The following is a 17,378-nucleotide window of genomic DNA, read 5'->3' on the forward strand; positions in this document are numbered from 1 at the left end:
GATCGCCGCCTGGCGTCCGGGCACGGTCCGCCTTCTCAGGTCGGGACCACCGCGGTGTCCGGCATCGGCTCGAAGCGGGCGTGCCGCCGGCTGAAAGCGGCCGTGCCGGAGGTCAGCGAGCGCAGGTCGACCGCGTAGCGCAGCAGTTCCACGGCAGGCACCTCGGCGTGCACCACACTGCGGCCGCCCTCGCCGGATTCGGTGCCGAGGACCCGGCCGCGGCGTGCGGACAGATCGCCGAGCACGGTGCCCAGGTGCTCGTCGGGCAGCGTCACCTCGACCGCGTCCAGCGGCTCCAGCAGGGTGATCCGGCCCGCCGCGGCAGCCTCGCGCAGGGCGAGGGCCCCGGCGGTCTGGAACGCCGCATCGGAGGAGTCCACGCTGTGCGCCTTGCCGTCGACCAGCGTCACCCGCACGTCCACCACCGGATGGCCGTCGGAGAGCCCGCGTTCCAGCTGTGCCCGCACGCCCTTCTCCACGCTCGGGATGAACTGGTGCGGCACCGCACCGCCGACCACCTTGTCCACGAACTCGAACCCGCCACCGCGCGGCAACGGCTGGACCTCGATGTCGCACACGGCGAACTGCCCGTGCCCGCCGGACTGCTTCACGTGCCTGCCGTGCCCGCGCGCCGGTTTCGCGAACGTGGCCCGCAGGCTGATCCGCACCGGTTCGGTCTCCACTTCCGCGCCACCGGCGCGCAGCCGCGAAAGCACGACGTCCGCGTGTGCCTCGCCCATACACCACAACACGAGCTGCCCGGTCTCCGCGTTCCGCTCCAGGCGCAGCGTCGGATCGCCGGCCACGAGCCGGGAAAGGTTGCGCGACAAGGTGTCCTCGTCGCTGCGGGTCTTCGCCGCCACGGCGACCGGCAGCAGCGGCTCCGGCATCCGCCACGGTTTCATCAGGAGCGGATCGTCCGGAGACGAGACGGTGTCGCCGGTCTCCGCCACGGCGACCTTGGTCAGCGCGCACAGATCGCCTGCCACGCAGTGCGGCACCTCGCGCAGGTTCGAGCCGAGCGGGGAGTACAGGTGGGCCACGCGCTCGTCGGCGTCGTGGTCCTCGTGTCCGCGTTCGGCGAGCCCGTGGCCGGACACGTGCACCGCGTTTTCCGCGCGCAGCGTCCCGGAGAACACCCGCACGAGGGAAACGCGCCCGACGTAGGAGTCGACCGCGGTGCGCACCACTTCGGCGGCGAGCGGGCCGTCCGGGTCGGCGGCCAGCGCGTCGTGCGGTGCGCCGTCCGGACGGGTCACGCCGGGTGGCCGGTGCTCCAGCGGCGACGGGAACGCCCGCACGATACCGTCGAGTACCTCGGCCAGTCCGGTCCCGCTGGTCGCGCACACCGGGATGACCGGGTGGAACGACCCCCGCGCGACCGCGGTCTCGAGGTCGGAGATCAGCACCTCCTCGGCGATCTCCTCGCCGGCCAGGTAGCGGTCCATCAGGGTCTCGTCCTCGCTCTCCGCGATGATGCCCTCGATCAGCTCGTCGCGGGCCGCGGCCAGACCGGCCGGCTCGGCGGGATCGGGATCGCCCACGCGCGGTGGGTAGCCGCCGGAGTAGTCGTAGCGCCGCTGGGTGACCAGCCCGATCAGCCCGTCCTGGGCGGGCAGGTAGAGCGGCAGCACCCCGGCGCCGAAGGCGGCCCGGCAGGCGGCGATCTCGGCGAGCGGATCGGCGCGGTGGTGATCGAGCCGGGACACCACCACTGCCCGCGGCATGCCGACCGCAGCGCATTCCTCCCAGACCGCGACGGTCGCGGCATCCACACCCTCCGCCGCGCAGACCACGAACAGTGCGGCGTCCGCGGCCCGCAGCCCGGCGCGCAGTTCACCGACGAAATCGGCGTAGCCGGGGGTGTCGATGAGGTTGATCTTGTGCCCGGCGTGCAGCACCGGCGCCACGGACAGCCCGACCGAACGCTGCTGGCGCACGGCCGCCGGATCGTGGTCGCACACCGTGGTGCCCTCGACCACCGAACCGGCCCGCGACACGGTCCCGGACACCGCGAGCAGCGCCTCGGCCAGTGTCGTCTTGCCCGAACCCGAAGGTCCGACGAGGACGACGTTGCGCACCTTGGCGGGGTCGGACACAGCGACGGCGGCCCCGGTGTCGGTACTCCTGTTCTGCTTGTCGGCCATGGCGGCCTCCTCAGCGGACGACGGCGAATGCGTGTGTCCTCGATCACACACCCGGCACCCCGCGTGAGGCAAGGCGCGAAGGGGGGACGCCGGTGACCGCCGGGAGTGCCGGCGTCGGCGCGGAGGCCGTTCGGCGGTCCGCCGGTGAACCGGTCGGCGGAAATGGGCGGCCGGTCGCGCACCGGCGGACCCGGCCCGCCGGAGTTCCACTGTGGACGATGGAACGGCGGCGGACCTCCGGCTGTCCACAACGGACGCTCACGGTACTCCGGCCAGCCGCAGCAGTGCCGCGGTCGCCGCCGCGGCCACCACGACCGCGACGAACGGTGCCCTGCGCCAGGCCAGCACGCCGCCGACGAGCACCCCGGCCGGGCGGGCGAATCCGGCGAATCCGTGCCCCTCGGTGAGGGTGCTCGTCGCGACCAGCGCCGCCAGCAGCACGACCGCGGCCAGCGTCATCAGCCGTTCGGCGCGGGCGGAGGGCCGCAGCCGGGTACGCAGGGCCGGGCCGGCGAACCGGAACGCGAACGTGCCGGCGGCCAGTACGGCGGTCGCGATCAGCAGTTCGACGGCGTCCATCAGTGTGCTCCTTCCCGCTGTTTCGGCTCCTTCGCCGCGGCTCCGGCGACGACCCCGACCAGTGCGAGCAGGACCGGCAGTCCGGCGGGTAACACGGGCGTCGCGACGAGGGCCGCCACCACCCCGAGCAGAACCGGCAGGCGGGTGGCCCGGTCGCGCAGCGACGGCAGCACGAGCGCCAGCAGCACTGCCGGGAACGCGGCGTCCAGGCCGAACACGTCCGTGTCGTGGATCGCCGTGCCGGCGAACGCGCCGAGCACGACGCCGGTGTTCCAGAACGCGAACAACCCCGCGCCGCACAGCCAATACACCGCCCGGCGGCGATCGGCGTCCCGCTGGGCCAGTGCGAACGCCACCGTTTCGTCGACCATCAGATGGCTGCCGGCCAGCCGTGTGAACAGACCACGGCCGAAGACGTCGCCCACTGCGAAGCCGAACGGCACGTGCCGTGCGTTCACCAGCAGCCCGGCCGCGACCGCGGCCAGCGGATTGCCACCGGAGGCCACGATGCCGACGAACATGAACTGCGACGCGCCGGCGAAGACCAGCAGTGACAGCAGCATCGGCGCCCAGAGCGGGAAGCCGGAACTCACCGAGATGGCCCCGTAGGAGACGCCGACGAGTGCGTCGGCAAGGCATACGAGGCCGATGTCGCGGACAAGCCCGCGGTCGAGTGTTCGCCAGATCGAACGCATAGTGCCCTATGCTGAACGCAGTGCCGACTGTTCGTCAAGGCGAACGAGGAGACTGATGGATCGAACACGGATGTCGCACGACGCCGCCTCCGCCCCGCTGGACATCATCGCGTCGTCACTGCGCCGCGAGCGGGCCCGCGCCGGGCTCTCGCTGACCGAGGTCGCCCGCCGTGCCGGGCTCGCGAAATCGACGCTGTCCCAGCTGGAGTCCGCTTCCGGCAATCCCAGCGTGGAGACGCTGTGGGCGCTCGGCGTGGCACTCGACGTGCCGTTTTCCCGGCTCGTGGAGCCCGACCGGCCCCAGGTGAAGGTGATCCGCGCGGGCAAGGGCCCCACGGTGTTCGCCGAACACGCCGACTACGCGTGCACGCTGCTGTCGGCGTGCCCGTCCGCGGCACGCCGGGACATGTACCTGGTCCGCGCGGAGCCGGGCACTCCACGGCGGTCGGACCCGCACATGAACGGCGTGGTCGAGCACATCGTGCTGTGCGCCGGGCGGGCCCGCATCGGCGTCGCCGACGACCCGGCCGAGCTGCTGCCCGGCGACTACATCTGCTACCCGGGCGACGTCCGGCACGTGTTCGAGGCACTCGAACCGGGCACGTTCGGGGTGGAAATCTCGGAGTACGCCTGAACCGCACCGGCTACCGGCCGGTGCGGTTCCGCCACGGTGCTGCCGCGGCCCGCACTCGGTGCTGCGCCGGGGATCGAGTGACTCGCGAGCCCGGCCAGTTGTCCTTTGTGGACGGCGAAACCCCGGCTGCGTCGGTCATCCGCCGGGAACGCTCTCCCGGCGATCCGCCGGCCGCCCCTGAAGATCTCCCGGCGGGCGGGCCCGGTCGACCGTGCACCGGCCTGCTGCGGGCCCGATCGTCAGGCCCGTTCACGGTCCTCCTCGTGTCGATCCACGTAACGGCGGTGGTGCTCGCGGCTCATCGACAACGCGCACCAGCGGACGTTGTTCCTCGGCAGGAAGGTGCTCGTCACCAGCCGCGTTCGGCGAGCCGGTGCGGTTCCGGCAGCTCCTCCACGTTGATCCCGACCATCGCGTCGCCGAGGCCGCGCGAGATCTTCGCCAGCACGTCCGGGTCGTCGTGGAAGGTGGTGGCCTTCACGATCGCCTCGGCGCGCTGTGCCGGGTTGCCGGACTTGAAGATGCCCGAGCCGACGAACACGCCCTCCGCGCCCAGCTGCATCATCATCGCCGCGTCGGCCGGGGTGGCGATGCCGCCGGCGGTGAAGAGCACGACCGGCAGTTTCCCGTGCTCCGCGACCTCCTTGACCAGCTCGTACGGCGCCTGCAGCTCCTTGGCCGCGACGAACAGCTCGTCCTCGGGCAGTGCCTGCAGCCGCCGGATCTCGCCGCGGATCCTGCGCATGTGCGTGGTGGCGTTGGAGACGTCGCCGGTGCCCGCCTCGCCCTTCGAGCGGATCATCGCCGCGCCCTCGGTGATCCGGCGCAGTGCCTCGCCGAGGTTGGTCGCGCCGCAGACGAACGGCACGGTGAACGCCCACTTGTCGATGTGGTTGGCGTAGTCGGCCGGGGTCAGCACCTCGGACTCGTCGATGTAGTCGACGCCGAGCGACTGCAGCACCTGCGCCTCGACGAAGTGTCCGATCCGGGCCTTCGCCATGACCGGGATCGAAACCGTCTCGATGATCCCGTCGATCAGGTCCGGGTCGCTCATCCGCGCCACACCGCCCTGCGCGCGGATGTCCGCGGGCACGCGCTCGAGCGCCATCACCGCGACCGCGCCGGCGTCCTCGGCGATCTTGGCCTGCTCGGCGGTGACCACGTCCATGATCACGCCGCCCTTGAGCATTTCCGCCATCCCGCGCTTGACCTTGGCGGTGCCGGTGACGGACTGGGGTTCGGCGCTCTGCTGCTGCGACACCTTGCGGACCTTTCTCGGAGGACGACACTGCTGTCCCGGCCAGCGTAGGTCCACGGTGGACTGTCGATGCAGGCCAGTTCTGAGGTATCTCGGAAGGCCACTTTTCCGGCCGCCGCGATCCGGTCGGCGCGGGGTGGGTGTCCCAGCACGGCGCTGACCGGGGTATTTGCTTCCGGGCAGCATGATGGGTGCGGTAGTGGCCCGGTCCGATCCGGTACCCGGCGTCCGGTGAAGATCACCTTCTGGGAGGCCACTTCCCGGCAATTCCAGCAGTCCACTTCAGGTCTGCGGCAGACCGTGCAGCGGATCGGCCGCCGCCCGCTGACCTGGCCGGAAGGTCCGCGGGTGGCCCCCCTAAGCTGGAGCGAAGGTCTTTCGGGAGGTCGGGTGGCGACAGCTTCGGGAGCAGCGCCGAAGATCGGTGTGCTCGCCCTGCAGGGCGCCGTGCGCGAGCACGTCGCGATGCTGGAGCGCGCGGGTGCGCGGGCCGTCCCGGTGCGCCGTCCGGCCGAGCTGTCCGAAGTGGACGGTATGGTGCTGCCGGGCGGCGAGTCCACCACGATGTCCCGGCTGCTGGAGAGCTTCGAGCTGCTCGAGCCGTTGCGGGAACGGATCGCGGGCGGGCTGCCCGCGTTCGGTTCGTGCGCGGGGATGATCCTGCTCGCCCGCCAGGTGCTCGACGGCCGTCCGGACCAGCGCCAGCTCGGCGGGCTCGACGTGCTCGTGCGGCGCAACGCGTTCGGCAGGCAGGTCGATTCGTTCGAGGCAGACCTGCCGTTCGCGGGCGTGCCGGGCGGGCCGGTGCACGCGGTCTTCATCCGCGCCCCGTGGGTGGAGAAGGCGGAAGGCGGGGTCGAGGTGCTGGCCACCGTGGCCGGGCCCGCCGATCCGGACAACCGGCCGGACGGGCCGCGGGTGGCTAGGATCGTCGCCGTCCGGCAGGGGGCGGTGCTGGCCACGGCGTTCCACCCGGAGATCACCGGGGACGAACGGCTGCACCGGCGGTTCGTCGAGCTCGTGCGGGAAGCCTGAGCAGGGATCGCGGCGTCGGCCGGCCGGCAGGCGGGCGGACGAGGAACAGATGGAGGAAAGATGAGCGGCCACTCCAAGTGGGCCACGACGAAGCACAAGAAGGCCAACCTCGACGCGAAGCGTGGCAAGCTCTTCGCCCGGCTGATCAAGAACATCGAGGTGGCCGCCCGGACCGGCGGGGGCGATCCGGACGGCAACCCCACGCTGTACGACGCCATCCAGAAGGCGAAGAAGACCTCGGTCCCGCAGGACAACATCGAGCGCGCGCGCAAGCGCGGCGCCGGTGAGGAGGCGGGCGGCGCCGACTGGCAGAACATCACCTACGAGGGCTACGGCCCGAACGGTGTCGCGGTGCTGATCGAATGCCTCACCGACAACAAGAACCGTGCCGCGATGGAGGTGCGGACCGCGCTCACCCGCAACAACGGCTCACTCGCCGATCCGGGTTCGGTCGCCTACATGTTCAACCGCAAGGGCGTGGTGATCATGCCGAAGGCGGACGCGACCGAGGACGACGTGCTGCTGGCGGTCCTCGACGCGGGTGCCGAGGAGGTCAACGACCTGGACGAGAGCTTCGAGATCGTGTCCGAGGGCGGCGATCTGGTACCGGTGCGCAAGGCACTGCAGGAAGCCGGGTTCGAGTACGAGTCGGCCGACCTGACCTTCCTGCCCTCGGTGAGCGTGCCGCTCGACGTGGACGGGGCCAAGAAGATCTTCAAGCTGATCGACGCGCTCGAGGACTGCGACGACGTGCAGAACGTCTACGCGAACTTCGACGTCTCGGACGAGGTCATGGCCGCAGTGGACTGATCCACCCGGCGAAGACGACGGCCGCAGCCCCGGGCAGTGTCCGGGGCTGCGGCCGTTTTTCCGCCCCGATGTCCTTGCCCTGCAACGGAAAGCGCGGGAATCCTTACCGCGGGCCGAAAATCTCCGGCCGGGGGGCTGGGTTCGGCGGCGCGGGTACGGCAGAATGGCGGCCGTGACGAGCCCAGCCCTGAGTGCCGAAGACCAGAGCCTGATCGCGTGGATCGAAGCCCAGGCGCGGGAACGGGGCAATGCGGTGATCTCGGTTGCCTCCGACGACGAGGGCGCGGGCTACTGTTTCACCGCATGCGCCTGGGCACTGCACAACGTGCCGGAGGCGGTCGTGGTCGGGCTGCCCGAACAGATGGCGCCGGTGCTGCTGGACGCCTACGTCGACCGCGCGGCCAACGGCGAGATCTTCGAGGTCGGCAAGCGCTACGACGATTTCTTCGACGGCGCCCCGGTGGTCTTCGAGCGGGTGGCGAAAGGCCACTACCTGGAGTACTTCGGATCCGCGTTCCTGGTCTACCCGGACGGCGACTTCCCGGCGCTGCAGCTGATCGTCGCCACCCCGGAGGGGCATTTCCCGTGGCAGGACACCGCGCCGGACGGGTTCGCACAGTGGCAGCCGGTGCTCACCGAAAGCGGGCTGCCGGAAAGCTGGACCCCCGGCGTCGACGGCCCCTGAGCAGCGCCGCGTCAGCGCGGCCGGATCCGCGGCCCCGGCGGGGAACTGCGCGGCGAGCACGGCCGGATCCCTCGTCGGGATAGGGCGGCACGACCACTGTGCCGAGCGGGCTCCACGCGCCGAGCGGCACGCTCGCCTGCGAGGCCACGGCAGGCACCACGACCTGCGGATGCGCGCCCGCGGCGAGGGTCCGTGCCCGGCACCGGGCGGGTCACCTCGCCGCCGGGGTGCAGCAGCATCCGGGCAGGTGCGCCACCGTGGTGCACGAACATCTCGACCCGGTCGAGCCGGTGCGGAGACCTCCGGCGCCCGCAGCAGGTAGTAGATCGCCGAGTCCCGTCCCCGCGCCGGCTCTGCGCGAACCGGCCGACCTCCACGGCAGCGGCATCCGGCCCAGGTGCGCGGTGGACGTGTCGGAATCCCCGGGTACGACCGTGTCCCCGTGGTGCCCGCGGGCGTGTCCGTCCGCGGCACCCGCCGCGGCGACCGCTAGCCTGCATGTCGAACGGATGTTCGCGCGGGCGGAGGAGAACGGGTGCGGGTGCTCGGGGTCGACCCCGGTCTGACCAGGTGCGGCCTGGGTGTCGTCGACGGCGGCACGGGACGGACCGTGCGCCCGGTCGCGGTCGGCGTGGTGCGCACACCGGCCGGAACCGACCTGGCGGAGCGGCTGCTCAGCATCTCCGACGAGGTGGAGCGCTGGCTCGACCGGTACCGCCCGGAGGCGGTCGCGGTGGAGCGCGTGTTCGCCCAGCACAACGTCCGCACCGCGATGGGCACCGCACAGGCAGGCGGCGTGGTGGCGCTGGCCGCGGCCCGGCGCGGGCTGCCGGTGGTCTTCCACACGCCGAGTGAGGTGAAGGCCTCGGTCACCGGCTCCGGGCGTGCGGACAAGGCGCAGGTCACCGGTATGGTGATGCGCCTGCTCGGTCTCGAGGTGCGGCCGCATCCGGCGGATGCGGCGGACGCGCTGGCACTGGCCATCTGCCACCTCTGGCGGGAGCCGATGCGGGTCCGGCTCGCCGAGGCCGAGGCACGGGCGGCGGAGCTGGCCAAGGCACACCGGGCCCGGCTGGCCGCCGCGGCGAAACAGGCCGGGCCCCCGAAGAAGCAGGACGAGTCAGGAGCACGACGATGATCTCCTCGGTACACGGCGAAGTGCTGTCCGTCGGGCTCGACCACGCGGTGGTCGAGGTCGGCGGGGTCGGCTTCGCCGTGCAGGCCACCCCGGCGACACTGGCCACGCTGCGCCGCGGCGAGCGGACGCGGCTGCACACCGCGCTGGTCGTGCGCGAGGACTCGCTGACCCTCTTCGGATTCGCCGACGAGGACGCGCGCGAGCTGTTCGGCCTGCTGCAGACCGTCTCCGGGATCGGGCCCCGGCTCGCACTGGCGACGCTCGCCGTGCTGGAGCCGGACAAACTGCGCGCCGCGGTCGTCGAAGGCAACATCACCGTGCTGACGCAGGTGCCCGGCATCGGCCGCAAGGGCGCCGAGCGGCTGAGCCTGGAGCTGCGGGACAAGGTCAACGCGCTCGGCGGGCCGGGCGAGGCACCGGCCGTGGCCGCCCCCGGCGCGCTGCGCGGTGAAGTGGTGGAGGCGCTGGCCGGGCTCGGTTTCGCGGCGAAGCAGGCCGAACAGGCGGTGGACCGGGTGCTCGCCGACGGCGAGGGACACACCACGTCGTCGGTGCTGCGCGCGGCGCTCGCGGCGCTCGGCCGGAAGCGGTAGCCGGTGGAACCCGAGGTGACCGAGTTCGAGACCGGCGGGTACGAGGCCGAGGACGAGACGCTGTCCGCGCTCGCGCAGACCGGCGAACGCGACCTGGAAACCACGCTCCGGCCGCGCAAACTGGACGAGTTCGTCGGCCAGCCGCGCGTGCGCGAGCAGCTCGAGCTGGTGCTGGAGAGCGCCCGCAGGCGCGGGGTGCCGCCGGACCACGTGCTGCTGTCCGGCCCGCCGGGGCTGGGCAAGACGAGCATGGCCATGATCGTGGCCGCGGAACTGGGCGCGGCCATCCGGATCACCTCCGGGCCCGCTCTCGAACGCGCGGGGGACCTGGCCGCGATGCTGTCCAACCTGGCGCCCGGCGACGTGCTGTTCATCGACGAGATCCACCGCATCGCCCGGCCCGCGGAGGAGATGCTCTACCTCGCGATGGAGGACTTCCGGGTCGACGTGGTGGTCGGCAAGGGCCCCGGCGCCACCAGCATCCCGCTCGAGATCGCACCGTTCACCCTGGTCGGGGCCACCACCCGGTCCGGATCGCTGACCGGTCCGCTGCGCGACCGGTTCGGCTTCACCGGCCAGATGGAGTTCTACTCCGACCGCGAGCTGGAGCTGGTCGCCCGCCGCGCCGCGACCATCCTCGGCATCGCCATCGACCGGGACGGCTGCGCGGAGATCGCCGGCCGCTCGCGGGGCACCCCCCGGATCGTCAACCGGCTGCTGCGCCGGGTCCGCGACTACGCCGAGGTCCGGGCGGACGGCAAGGTCACCCTCGAGGTCGCGCGGGCCGCGCTGAAGGTCTACGACGTGGACGAGCTGGGGCTCGACCGGCTGGACCGGGCCGTACTCGGTGCGCTGACCCGCTCGTTCGGCGGGGGACCGGTCGGGATCTCCACCCTCGCGGTCGCCGTGGGCGAGGAGGCGACCACGGTGGAAGAGGTGTGCGAACCGTACCTGGTGCGCGCGGGTATGCTCGCCCGAACCCCACGGGGCCGGGTGGCGACCGCGGCCGCCTGGGAACACCTCGGCCTGGTGCCGCCGCCCGAGACCGGGCGGGCCGATCAGGCCGGTCCGACGTTGTTCGAGCAGGACTGACGAGGTGCGACCGGACGGTGGGTGCTGGCGTGTGCGCGGGCACCTGGCACACTCGAACAGAGCACATCCGTCAAAACCGGAGGCGGACGGCGACCGGCGGCGTCCGTCGAATGGAGAGTCATGAACCAATTACTGCTGCCGTTGCTGCTGCTGCTCGTGGTGGCCGTGCCGCTCATCATGGGCACCCGCAAGCAGAAGAAGCAGCAGGCGGCCCAGAAGGATCTGCAGGAAGGCCTGGCCCCCGGCGACCGCGTGATGACCACGTCGGGCCTCTACGCCACGGTGGCCGACGCGAGCGGCGACACCACGATCGACCTCGAGATCGCCCCCGGCGTCGTCACCACCTGGCTGCGCCTGGCGGTGCGCGAGAAGGTCGACCCGGCCACCGAGACCGACGAGACCACCGGCACCGACACGGACGAGACCGTGGCCGAGGTGGCTTCGAGCCCTTCGGAGGCGCCTGCCCAGGAGAGCATCTCCGCCGAGGAGAGCGAGAAGCCGGGTGCGCAGGTCGCGCCCCCGCTGGAGCACGAAAAGAAGTGACCACCCGCACCGCGGGGCACTGACCCGTCCGCGGCCGGACGTGCCGGCACGGGCGAACGCCGGGCTCACGCAGCACCGAGTAGTGTCTCGGTGCTGCGTGCGTGTCCGCCGCCACGGTCAGGCCCAGCAGCGTCCGGGCAGGCCCTCTTCCGGACGCTCATCCGACCCCTCGGGGTCCACCCAGTCCGAGGAGACCGAAGTACCGTGGCACCATCGGCCGGGCACCTCCGCCCGGGACGCTATCTCGCCTTCTTCGCCCTGATCGTGGTCGTGCTCTACGCACTGGTGTTCTTCACCGGTGACGGCAAGCCGACGCCGAAACTCGGCATCGACCTGCAGGGCGGCACCCGGGTCACGCTCAGCGCACGGACGCCGGACGGCGGACAGCCGACCCGCGACCAGCTGAACCAGGCCCGCCAGATCATCGAGACCCGGGTCAACGGCATCGGGGTCGGCGGCGCCGAGGTGGTGCTCGACGGCAGCAACGTCGTCATCACGGTGCCGGGCGAACAGGGCGACCAGGCGAAGAACCTCGGCCGGACCGCGAAGCTCGGGATCCGCGAGGTGATCGGCTCGCAGCCGAACGCCCCGCAGCCCGGTCAGCCGGGTGCTTCGAACAGCCCGTCCGCGCCGTCCTCGGCGCCGGGCCAGCAGGGTGGCGGCGGTGGTGCCGAAGGTGCCCCGGCGCAGCAGCCGCCGAGCAGCACTCCGTCCGCGCCGCCGTCCTCCTCGGCAGGCGGGCAGCAGCAGACGCCGGTCGAGAAGGCCCGCGAGGTACGGCAGAACCCGGACCTGACCTCGAGCGACCAGGCGAAGGCGCAGGCCGCCCAGCAGGCCGCGATGGCCACGCTGACCTGTGCGCCGAACGTCGCCGATCCGCTCGAGGGCAACGACCTGCCGGGCAAACCGCTGGTCACCTGCGGCGACAAGGACGCGAACAAGTACGTGCTGGGCCCGGAGTTCCTGCCCGGCACGGAGATCTCCGACGCCAACTCCAGCTACGACCAGACCAAGGGCCAGTGGATCGTCGACCTGAACTTCAAGGCGGCGGGCAGCAAGACCTGGGGTGACTTCACCTCGTCCCACGTGGGCAAGCAGGCCGCGTTCGTGCTGGACACCGACGTGGTGTCGGCACCGAGTGTCAACGGCGCCATCCTCGGTGGCCAGACGCAGATCAGCGGTCAGTTCACCCAGTCCTCCGCGAAGGACCTGGCGGACATCCTCAAGTACGGGTCGCTGCCGCTGTCGTTCGATTCCTCGGACGCCACCACGGTGTCCGCGACGCTCGGCTTCGCCTCCCTGGAGGCAGGCCTGATCGCCGGCGCGGTCGGCCTGTTCGTGGTGTTCGTCTACTGCCTGTTCTACTACCGGCTGCTCGGCATCCTGACGATCTGGTCACTGGCCATGTCCGGTCTGCTCGTGTACTCGGTGCTGGTGCTGCTCGGGCGGTGGATCGGCTACACGCTCGACCTTGCAGGCGTCGCCGGGCTGATCATCGCGATCGGCATCACCGCGGATTCGTTCGTGATCTACTTCGAACGGCTCAAGGACGAGATCCGGGAGGGCCGCACGTTCCGGTCCGCGGTGCCGCGCGGCTGGACCAGAGCCCGGCGCACGATCCTCGCCTCGGACGCGGTCAGCTTCCTCGCCGCGGCGATCCTCTACATCATCGCGGTCGGCGACGTGCAGGGCTTCGCGTTCACCCTCGGTATGTCGACCGTGCTCGACCTCGTGGTCGTCTACCTGGTCACGCATCCGCTCGTGGCGCTGGTGTCCACCTCGAAGTCGGCATTCCTGTCCAACCCCCGGCACCTCGGCCTCGGTGCCGTCCAGCGGCTGAGCACGCAACGCAAGGCGGCGCGCAAGTCCGCAGGCCGTACGAACGTGAAGGAGGCCTGACGTGGCTGCCGAAGACACCACCCCGGACGCCGGCACCCCGGCGGGCGAGACCGGCACCCCTGCGGGCGAGACCGGCAAGAAGGAAAGCTTCTTCCACCGGCTGTACGTGGGCACCGGCGCCCTGGACATCGTCGGCGCGCGCAAGCGCTGGTACCTCTTCTTCGCGCTGCTGCTGCTGGTGTGCATCGGCTCGATGGTGTTCCGCGGCTTCAACTTCGGCATCGAGTTCGAGGGCGGCACCCAGATCCAGATGCCCGCGCACGGCGCCCGCGGCGAGATCTCCAAATCGCAGGTGATCGAGTCGTTCCAGAAGGCGCTGGGCGAGCAGCCCGCGGAGACCCAGCAGGTCGGTACGGGCGCGGCCTCGACCTTCCAGCTCCGTTCGGAGGCGCTCGAACCCGCCGCGGTGGACAAGGTGAAGAAGCAGCTGTTCACCGACCTCGCGCCGATCGGCAGCAGTGGGCAGCCGAGTCCGCAGGCGATCAGCGACAGTGCGGTGAGCGCGTCCTGGGGGGGTGAGATCTCCCGGCAGGCCGTGATCGCGCTCGTGGTGTTCCTGGTCGCTGTGGTGATCTTCCTGGCGATCTACTTCGACACCCGGATGGCGATGGCGGCACTCATCTCGCTGCTGCACGACATCGTGGTCACCGCGGGCGTGTACTCGCTGTCCGGTTTCGAGGTCACCCCGGCGACGGTGATCGGCCTGCTCACCATTCTCGGATTCTCGCTGTACGACACGGTGGTGGTGTTCGACAAGGTCAGGGAGAACTCCCGCGGACTGCTCGGCCTGAGCCGCCGCACCTACGGCGAGGCGGCGAACCTGGCGCTGAACCAGACGCTGATGCGCTCGTTCAACACCGCGTTCATCGCGCTGCTGCCGATCCTCGGCCTGCTCATCGTCGGTTACATCCTGCTCGGCTCGGGCACCTTGCAGGACCTGGCACTGGTGCAGCTCACCGGCACCCTGGTCGGGGTGCTGTCCTCGGTCGCACTGGCCACCCCGCTGCTGGTCGAGTTGAAGATGCGCGATCCGCGGTACCGGCAGCAGGCCGAACGGGTGCGGGCCCGGCGGGCAAAGGCCGCCTCCCGCGACACCGGCGGGGACTTCGACCCGACCGACGAGAAGCAGCTGGCCAGCGAACTGCGCAAGGAGAAGGCCTACGCGGCGGCGGCCGCGGTGCCGGCCCGCACCCCGAAGGCCAAGCCTCGCCCGTCGTCCAAGAAGAAGCGCTGACCCGATGCGGCTCGACGAGGCACTGGACCTGATCGCCGAGGTGCCGGACTTCCCCGAGCCGGGGGTGCTGTTCCGGGACCTCAGCCCGTTGTTCGCGGACGGGGCCGGGTTCGCCGCAGTGGCCGACGCGCTGGCCGGCACGCTGGCGCCGGACGCCGAACTGGTCGCCGGCGTCGAGGCGCGCGGGTTCCTGCTCGCCGCGGCGGTGGGGTACTCGCGGGGTCTCGGCGTGGTGCTCGTGCGCAAGCCGGGCAAGCTGCCCGCGGTGGCCGGGCGGGTGGACTACTCCCTGGAGTACGGAACCGCGAGCGTCGAGCTGCCCGCCGGTGTCGTGCGGGCCGGGCAGCGGATCGCGGTGCTCGACGACGTGCTCGCCACCGGCGGCACGGTCGCGGCCACCGGCAAGCTCCTCGAGGACGCCGGTGCGGTGGTGACCGGCGTTTCGGTGGTGCTGGAGCTCGCCGCGCTGGGCGGCCGGGCCGGCCTCGGCGGCCGTTCCGTGCACGCACTGCGGTCGGTCTGACCGGGAAACCCGGCCGATTGCCACGCAGGGTGACCGGGACGCGGACCTCGAAACTCACCCGGAAACGGGCGGTGCCGAGGAGCCCGGAGGCCCAGCGGCTACCCTGGAGGTTCAGGAGCCGCACGAGCAGCAGGAGGTGCGGGTGAGCCAGGAGCTCGACGCCGACGTCCCCGCGAAGAGCACGGTCTCCGCGAAGGACACCGGGGCGCAGCCGCTGCCGAAGGCGAACGGGGCGGCACCGAATCCGTCGGCGACCCGCCGGGTGCGGGCCCGGCTGGCGCGCCGGATCACCGCGCAGCGGGCCGCACCGGTCAAGCAGGTGCTCGAACCGCTGGCGGTGATCCACCGCGAACTGCACCCGAACGCGGATCTCGGCCTGCTGCAGCGGGCTTACGACGTGGCCGAGGAGCTGCACCGCGACCAGCGGCGCAAGTCCGGCGATCCGTACATCACGCATCCGCTCGCGGTGGCCACCATCCTCGCCGAGCTCGGCATGGACACCACCACGCTGGTGGCGGCGCTGCTGCACGACACGGTCGAGGACACCGGCTACTCACTCGACGAGCTCAAGGCCGACTTCGGCGAGAAGGTCGGCGAACTCGTCGACGGCGTCACCAAACTGGACAAGGTGAAGCTCGGCACCTCGGCCGAGGCGGAGACCATCCGCAAGATGGTGATCGCGATGGCCAAGGACCCGCGGGTGCTGGTCATCAAGCTCGCCGACCGGCTGCACAACATGCGCACCATGCGGTTCCTGCCGCCGGAGAAGCAGGCCCGCAAGGCCCGCGAGACGCTGGAGGTGCTGGCCCCGCTCGCACACCGGCTCGGCATGGCCACGGTGAAGTGGGAGCTGGAGGACCTCGCGTTCGCGATCCTGCAGCCGAAGAAGTACGACGAGATCGTGCGCCTGGTCGCCGATCGCGCCCCGTCGAGGGACACCTACCTGCGCAAGGTGATCGCGGACCTCACCGGCAACCTGGTGTCCTCGCGGGTCACCGCGAAGGTCGAGGGCAGGCCCAAGCACTACTACTCGATCCACCAGAAGATGATCGTGCGCGGCCGCGACCTCGACGACATCCACGACCTCGTGGGCGTGCGGATCCTGGTCGAGGACGTACGCGACTGCTACGCCGCGATGGGGGTGGTGCACGCGCTGTGGCAGCCGGTCCCCGGCAGGTTCAAGGACTACATCGCGCAGCCGCGGTTCGGCGTGTACCAGTCGCTGCACACCACCGTGATCGGGCCGGACGGCAAACCGCTCGAGGTGCAGATCCGCACCTACGACATGCACCGCACCGCGGAGTACGGCATCGCGGCGCACTGGCGGTACAAGGAAACCCGGGGCACGCACAGCGGCAGCGCCAACGGGATGGAGCTCGACGAGATCGCGTGGATGCGCCAGCTGCTCGACTGGCAGCGGGAGGCCGCCGATCCGGGCGACTTCCTCGAGTCGCTGCGCTACGAACTCGGCGCGCGCGAGATCTTCGTGTTCACGCCGAAGGGCGACGTGATCACGCTGCCTGCCGATTCCACGCCGGTGGACTTCGCCTACGCGGTGCACACCGAGGTCGGGCACCGCTGCATCGGGGCCAGGGTCAACGGACGCCTCGTCGCGCTCGAGCGGAAGCTGGAAAACGGCGAGGTCGTGGAGATCTTCACGTCCAAGGCCGGCAATGCCGGGCCGAGCCGCGACTGGCTGCAGTTCGCCGGATCACCGAAGGCACGGGCGAAGATCCGCCAGTGGTTCGCGAAGGAACGCCGCGACGAGGCGATCGAATCCGGCAAGGAAGCGATCACCAAGGAAGTCCGCAAGGTCGGCCTGCCGATCCAGCGGTTGGTGTCGGCCGAGTCGATGGGCTCGGTGGCCAAGGAACTGCGGCACCCCGACATCTCCTCGCTGTACGCGGCCGTGGGGGAGGGGCACACCGGCGCCAAGCACGTGGTGCAACGGCTGGTCGCCCTCATCGGCGGGGTGGACGAGGCGGAGGAGGAACTGGCCGAGCGGGCGACGCCGTCCACCGTCACCCGCCGCCGGGGCTCCAACGACGTCGGCGTGATCGTCAAGGACGCGGGCGACGTGTGGGCGAAGCTCGCGCGCTGCTGCACCCCGGTGCCCGGCGACGAGATCCTCGGCTTCGTCACCCGCGGCGGCGGGGTGAGCGTGCACCGCACCGACTGCACGAACGCGGACGATCTGCGGGCCCAGCCGGAGCGGCTGGTCGAGGTGGAGTGGGCGCCGTCGTCGTCCTCGGTGTTCCTGGTCGCCATCCAGGTGGAGGCGCTCGACCGGCACCGGCTGCTCTCGGACGTCACGAAGGTGCTCGCGGACGAGAAGGTCAACATCCTGTCCGCGTCGGTGACCACCTCGCGGGACCGGGTCGCGGTGAGCCGGTTCTCGTTCGAGATGGGCGATCCCAAACACCTCGGGCACGTGTTGAAGGTGGTCCGCGGGGTGGAGGGCGTCTACGACGTGTACCGGGTCACTTCGGCGTCCTGACCGGTGCCCGTCGCCG

The 17,378-nt window shown here is 71.3% G+C and carries 16 protein-coding genes; 12 read left to right on the forward strand and 4 right to left on the reverse strand.

Annotated elements, in window-relative coordinates:
• Nucleotides 1-35: 35 nt before the first annotated feature.
• From ABD793_RS27325 to ABD793_RS27335, 3 genes are all read right to left on the reverse strand, one after another.
• Complete coding sequence (locus ABD793_RS27325; protein ID WP_344865016.1) at nucleotides 36-2,147, reverse strand: elongation factor G-like protein EF-G2; 2,112 nt, start codon at nucleotides 2,145-2,147, stop codon at nucleotides 36-38.
• A 258-nt stretch (nucleotides 2,148-2,405) separates the two neighbouring features.
• A complete protein-coding gene (locus ABD793_RS27330; RefSeq protein ID WP_344865018.1) occupies nucleotides 2,406-2,726 on the reverse strand; it encodes an AzlD domain-containing protein in 321 nt (106 codons plus the stop codon).
• Nucleotides 2,726-3,421: an AzlC family ABC transporter permease gene (locus ABD793_RS27335; RefSeq protein ID WP_344865020.1), complete on the reverse strand. Its 696-nt coding sequence runs from the start codon at nucleotides 3,419-3,421 to the stop codon at nucleotides 2,726-2,728. The genes ABD793_RS27330 and ABD793_RS27335 overlap by 1 nt, the downstream gene beginning before the upstream one ends.
• Before the next feature lie 55 nt (nucleotides 3,422-3,476).
• Between ABD793_RS27335 and ABD793_RS27340 the strand changes: the two genes are divergently transcribed.
• Nucleotides 3,477-4,055: a helix-turn-helix domain-containing protein gene (locus ABD793_RS27340; RefSeq protein WP_425548780.1), complete on the forward strand. Its 579-nt coding sequence runs from the start codon at nucleotides 3,477-3,479 to the stop codon at nucleotides 4,053-4,055.
• Between the two features lie 349 nt (nucleotides 4,056-4,404).
• On the opposite strand, the gene pdxS is transcribed toward ABD793_RS27340, so the two are convergent.
• Nucleotides 4,405-5,316: a pyridoxal 5'-phosphate synthase lyase subunit PdxS gene (pdxS, locus tag ABD793_RS27345; RefSeq protein WP_344865022.1), complete on the reverse strand. Its 912-nt coding sequence runs from the start codon at nucleotides 5,314-5,316 to the stop codon at nucleotides 4,405-4,407.
• 387 nt (nucleotides 5,317-5,703) lie between these two features.
• Between pdxS and pdxT the strand changes: the two genes are divergently transcribed.
• From pdxT to ABD793_RS27400, 11 genes are all read left to right on the forward strand, one after another.
• Nucleotides 5,704-6,348: a pyridoxal 5'-phosphate synthase glutaminase subunit PdxT gene (pdxT, locus tag ABD793_RS27350; protein ID WP_344865370.1), complete on the forward strand. Its 645-nt coding sequence runs from the start codon at nucleotides 5,704-5,706 to the stop codon at nucleotides 6,346-6,348.
• A gap of 60 nt (nucleotides 6,349-6,408) precedes the next feature.
• Nucleotides 6,409-7,158 carry a YebC/PmpR family DNA-binding transcriptional regulator gene (locus ABD793_RS27355; RefSeq protein WP_344865024.1) on the forward strand — a complete coding sequence of 250 codons (750 nt, stop codon included), beginning with the start codon at nucleotides 6,409-6,411 and terminating at the stop codon, nucleotides 7,156-7,158.
• 163 nt (nucleotides 7,159-7,321) lie between these two features.
• Entirely contained in the window at nucleotides 7,322-7,843 is a 522-nt protein-coding gene (locus tag ABD793_RS27360) for a DUF4262 domain-containing protein (protein ID WP_344865026.1), read from the forward strand.
• 535 nt (nucleotides 7,844-8,378) lie between these two features.
• Nucleotides 8,379-8,981, forward strand: a complete 603-nt coding sequence (ruvC, locus tag ABD793_RS27365) for a crossover junction endodeoxyribonuclease RuvC (protein ID WP_344865028.1) — start codon at nucleotides 8,379-8,381, stop codon at nucleotides 8,979-8,981.
• Nucleotides 8,978-9,574 (forward strand): Holliday junction branch migration protein RuvA, encoded by a 597-nt coding sequence (ruvA, locus tag ABD793_RS27370; RefSeq protein ID WP_344865030.1) that lies wholly within the window; start codon nucleotides 8,978-8,980, stop codon nucleotides 9,572-9,574. The genes ruvC and ruvA overlap by 4 nt, the downstream gene beginning before the upstream one ends.
• 15 nt (nucleotides 9,575-9,589) lie before the next feature.
• Nucleotides 9,590-10,666: a Holliday junction branch migration DNA helicase RuvB gene (ruvB, locus tag ABD793_RS27375; protein ID WP_425548781.1), complete on the forward strand. Its 1,077-nt coding sequence runs from the start codon at nucleotides 9,590-9,592 to the stop codon at nucleotides 10,664-10,666.
• 120 nt (nucleotides 10,667-10,786) lie between these two features.
• The gene (yajC, locus tag ABD793_RS27380; RefSeq protein WP_344865034.1) at nucleotides 10,787-11,209 is read left to right on the forward strand and encodes a preprotein translocase subunit YajC; all 423 of its coding nucleotides are present in this window, start codon (nucleotides 10,787-10,789) and stop codon (nucleotides 11,207-11,209) included.
• 204 nt (nucleotides 11,210-11,413) lie between these two features.
• Complete coding sequence (secD, locus tag ABD793_RS27385) at nucleotides 11,414-13,108, forward strand: protein translocase subunit SecD (RefSeq protein ID WP_344865036.1); 1,695 nt, start codon at nucleotides 11,414-11,416, stop codon at nucleotides 13,106-13,108.
• Between the two features lie 100 nt (nucleotides 13,109-13,208).
• Nucleotides 13,209-14,342 (forward strand): protein translocase subunit SecF, encoded by a 1,134-nt coding sequence (gene secF, locus ABD793_RS27390; RefSeq protein WP_344865372.1) that lies wholly within the window; start codon nucleotides 13,209-13,211, stop codon nucleotides 14,340-14,342.
• A gap of 4 nt (nucleotides 14,343-14,346) precedes the next feature.
• Nucleotides 14,347-14,865 carry an adenine phosphoribosyltransferase gene (locus tag ABD793_RS27395; RefSeq protein WP_344865038.1) on the forward strand — a complete coding sequence of 173 codons (519 nt, stop codon included), beginning with the start codon at nucleotides 14,347-14,349 and terminating at the stop codon, nucleotides 14,863-14,865.
• 142 nt (nucleotides 14,866-15,007) lie between these two features.
• A complete protein-coding gene (locus tag ABD793_RS27400; protein WP_344865040.1) occupies nucleotides 15,008-17,362 on the forward strand; it encodes a RelA/SpoT family protein in 2,355 nt (784 codons plus the stop codon).
• Nucleotides 17,363-17,378: the final 16 nt, after the last annotated feature.

Source organism: Amycolatopsis ultiminotia (assembly GCF_039536925.1).
Lineage (GTDB): Bacteria > Actinomycetota > Actinomycetes > Mycobacteriales > Pseudonocardiaceae > Amycolatopsis > Amycolatopsis ultiminotia.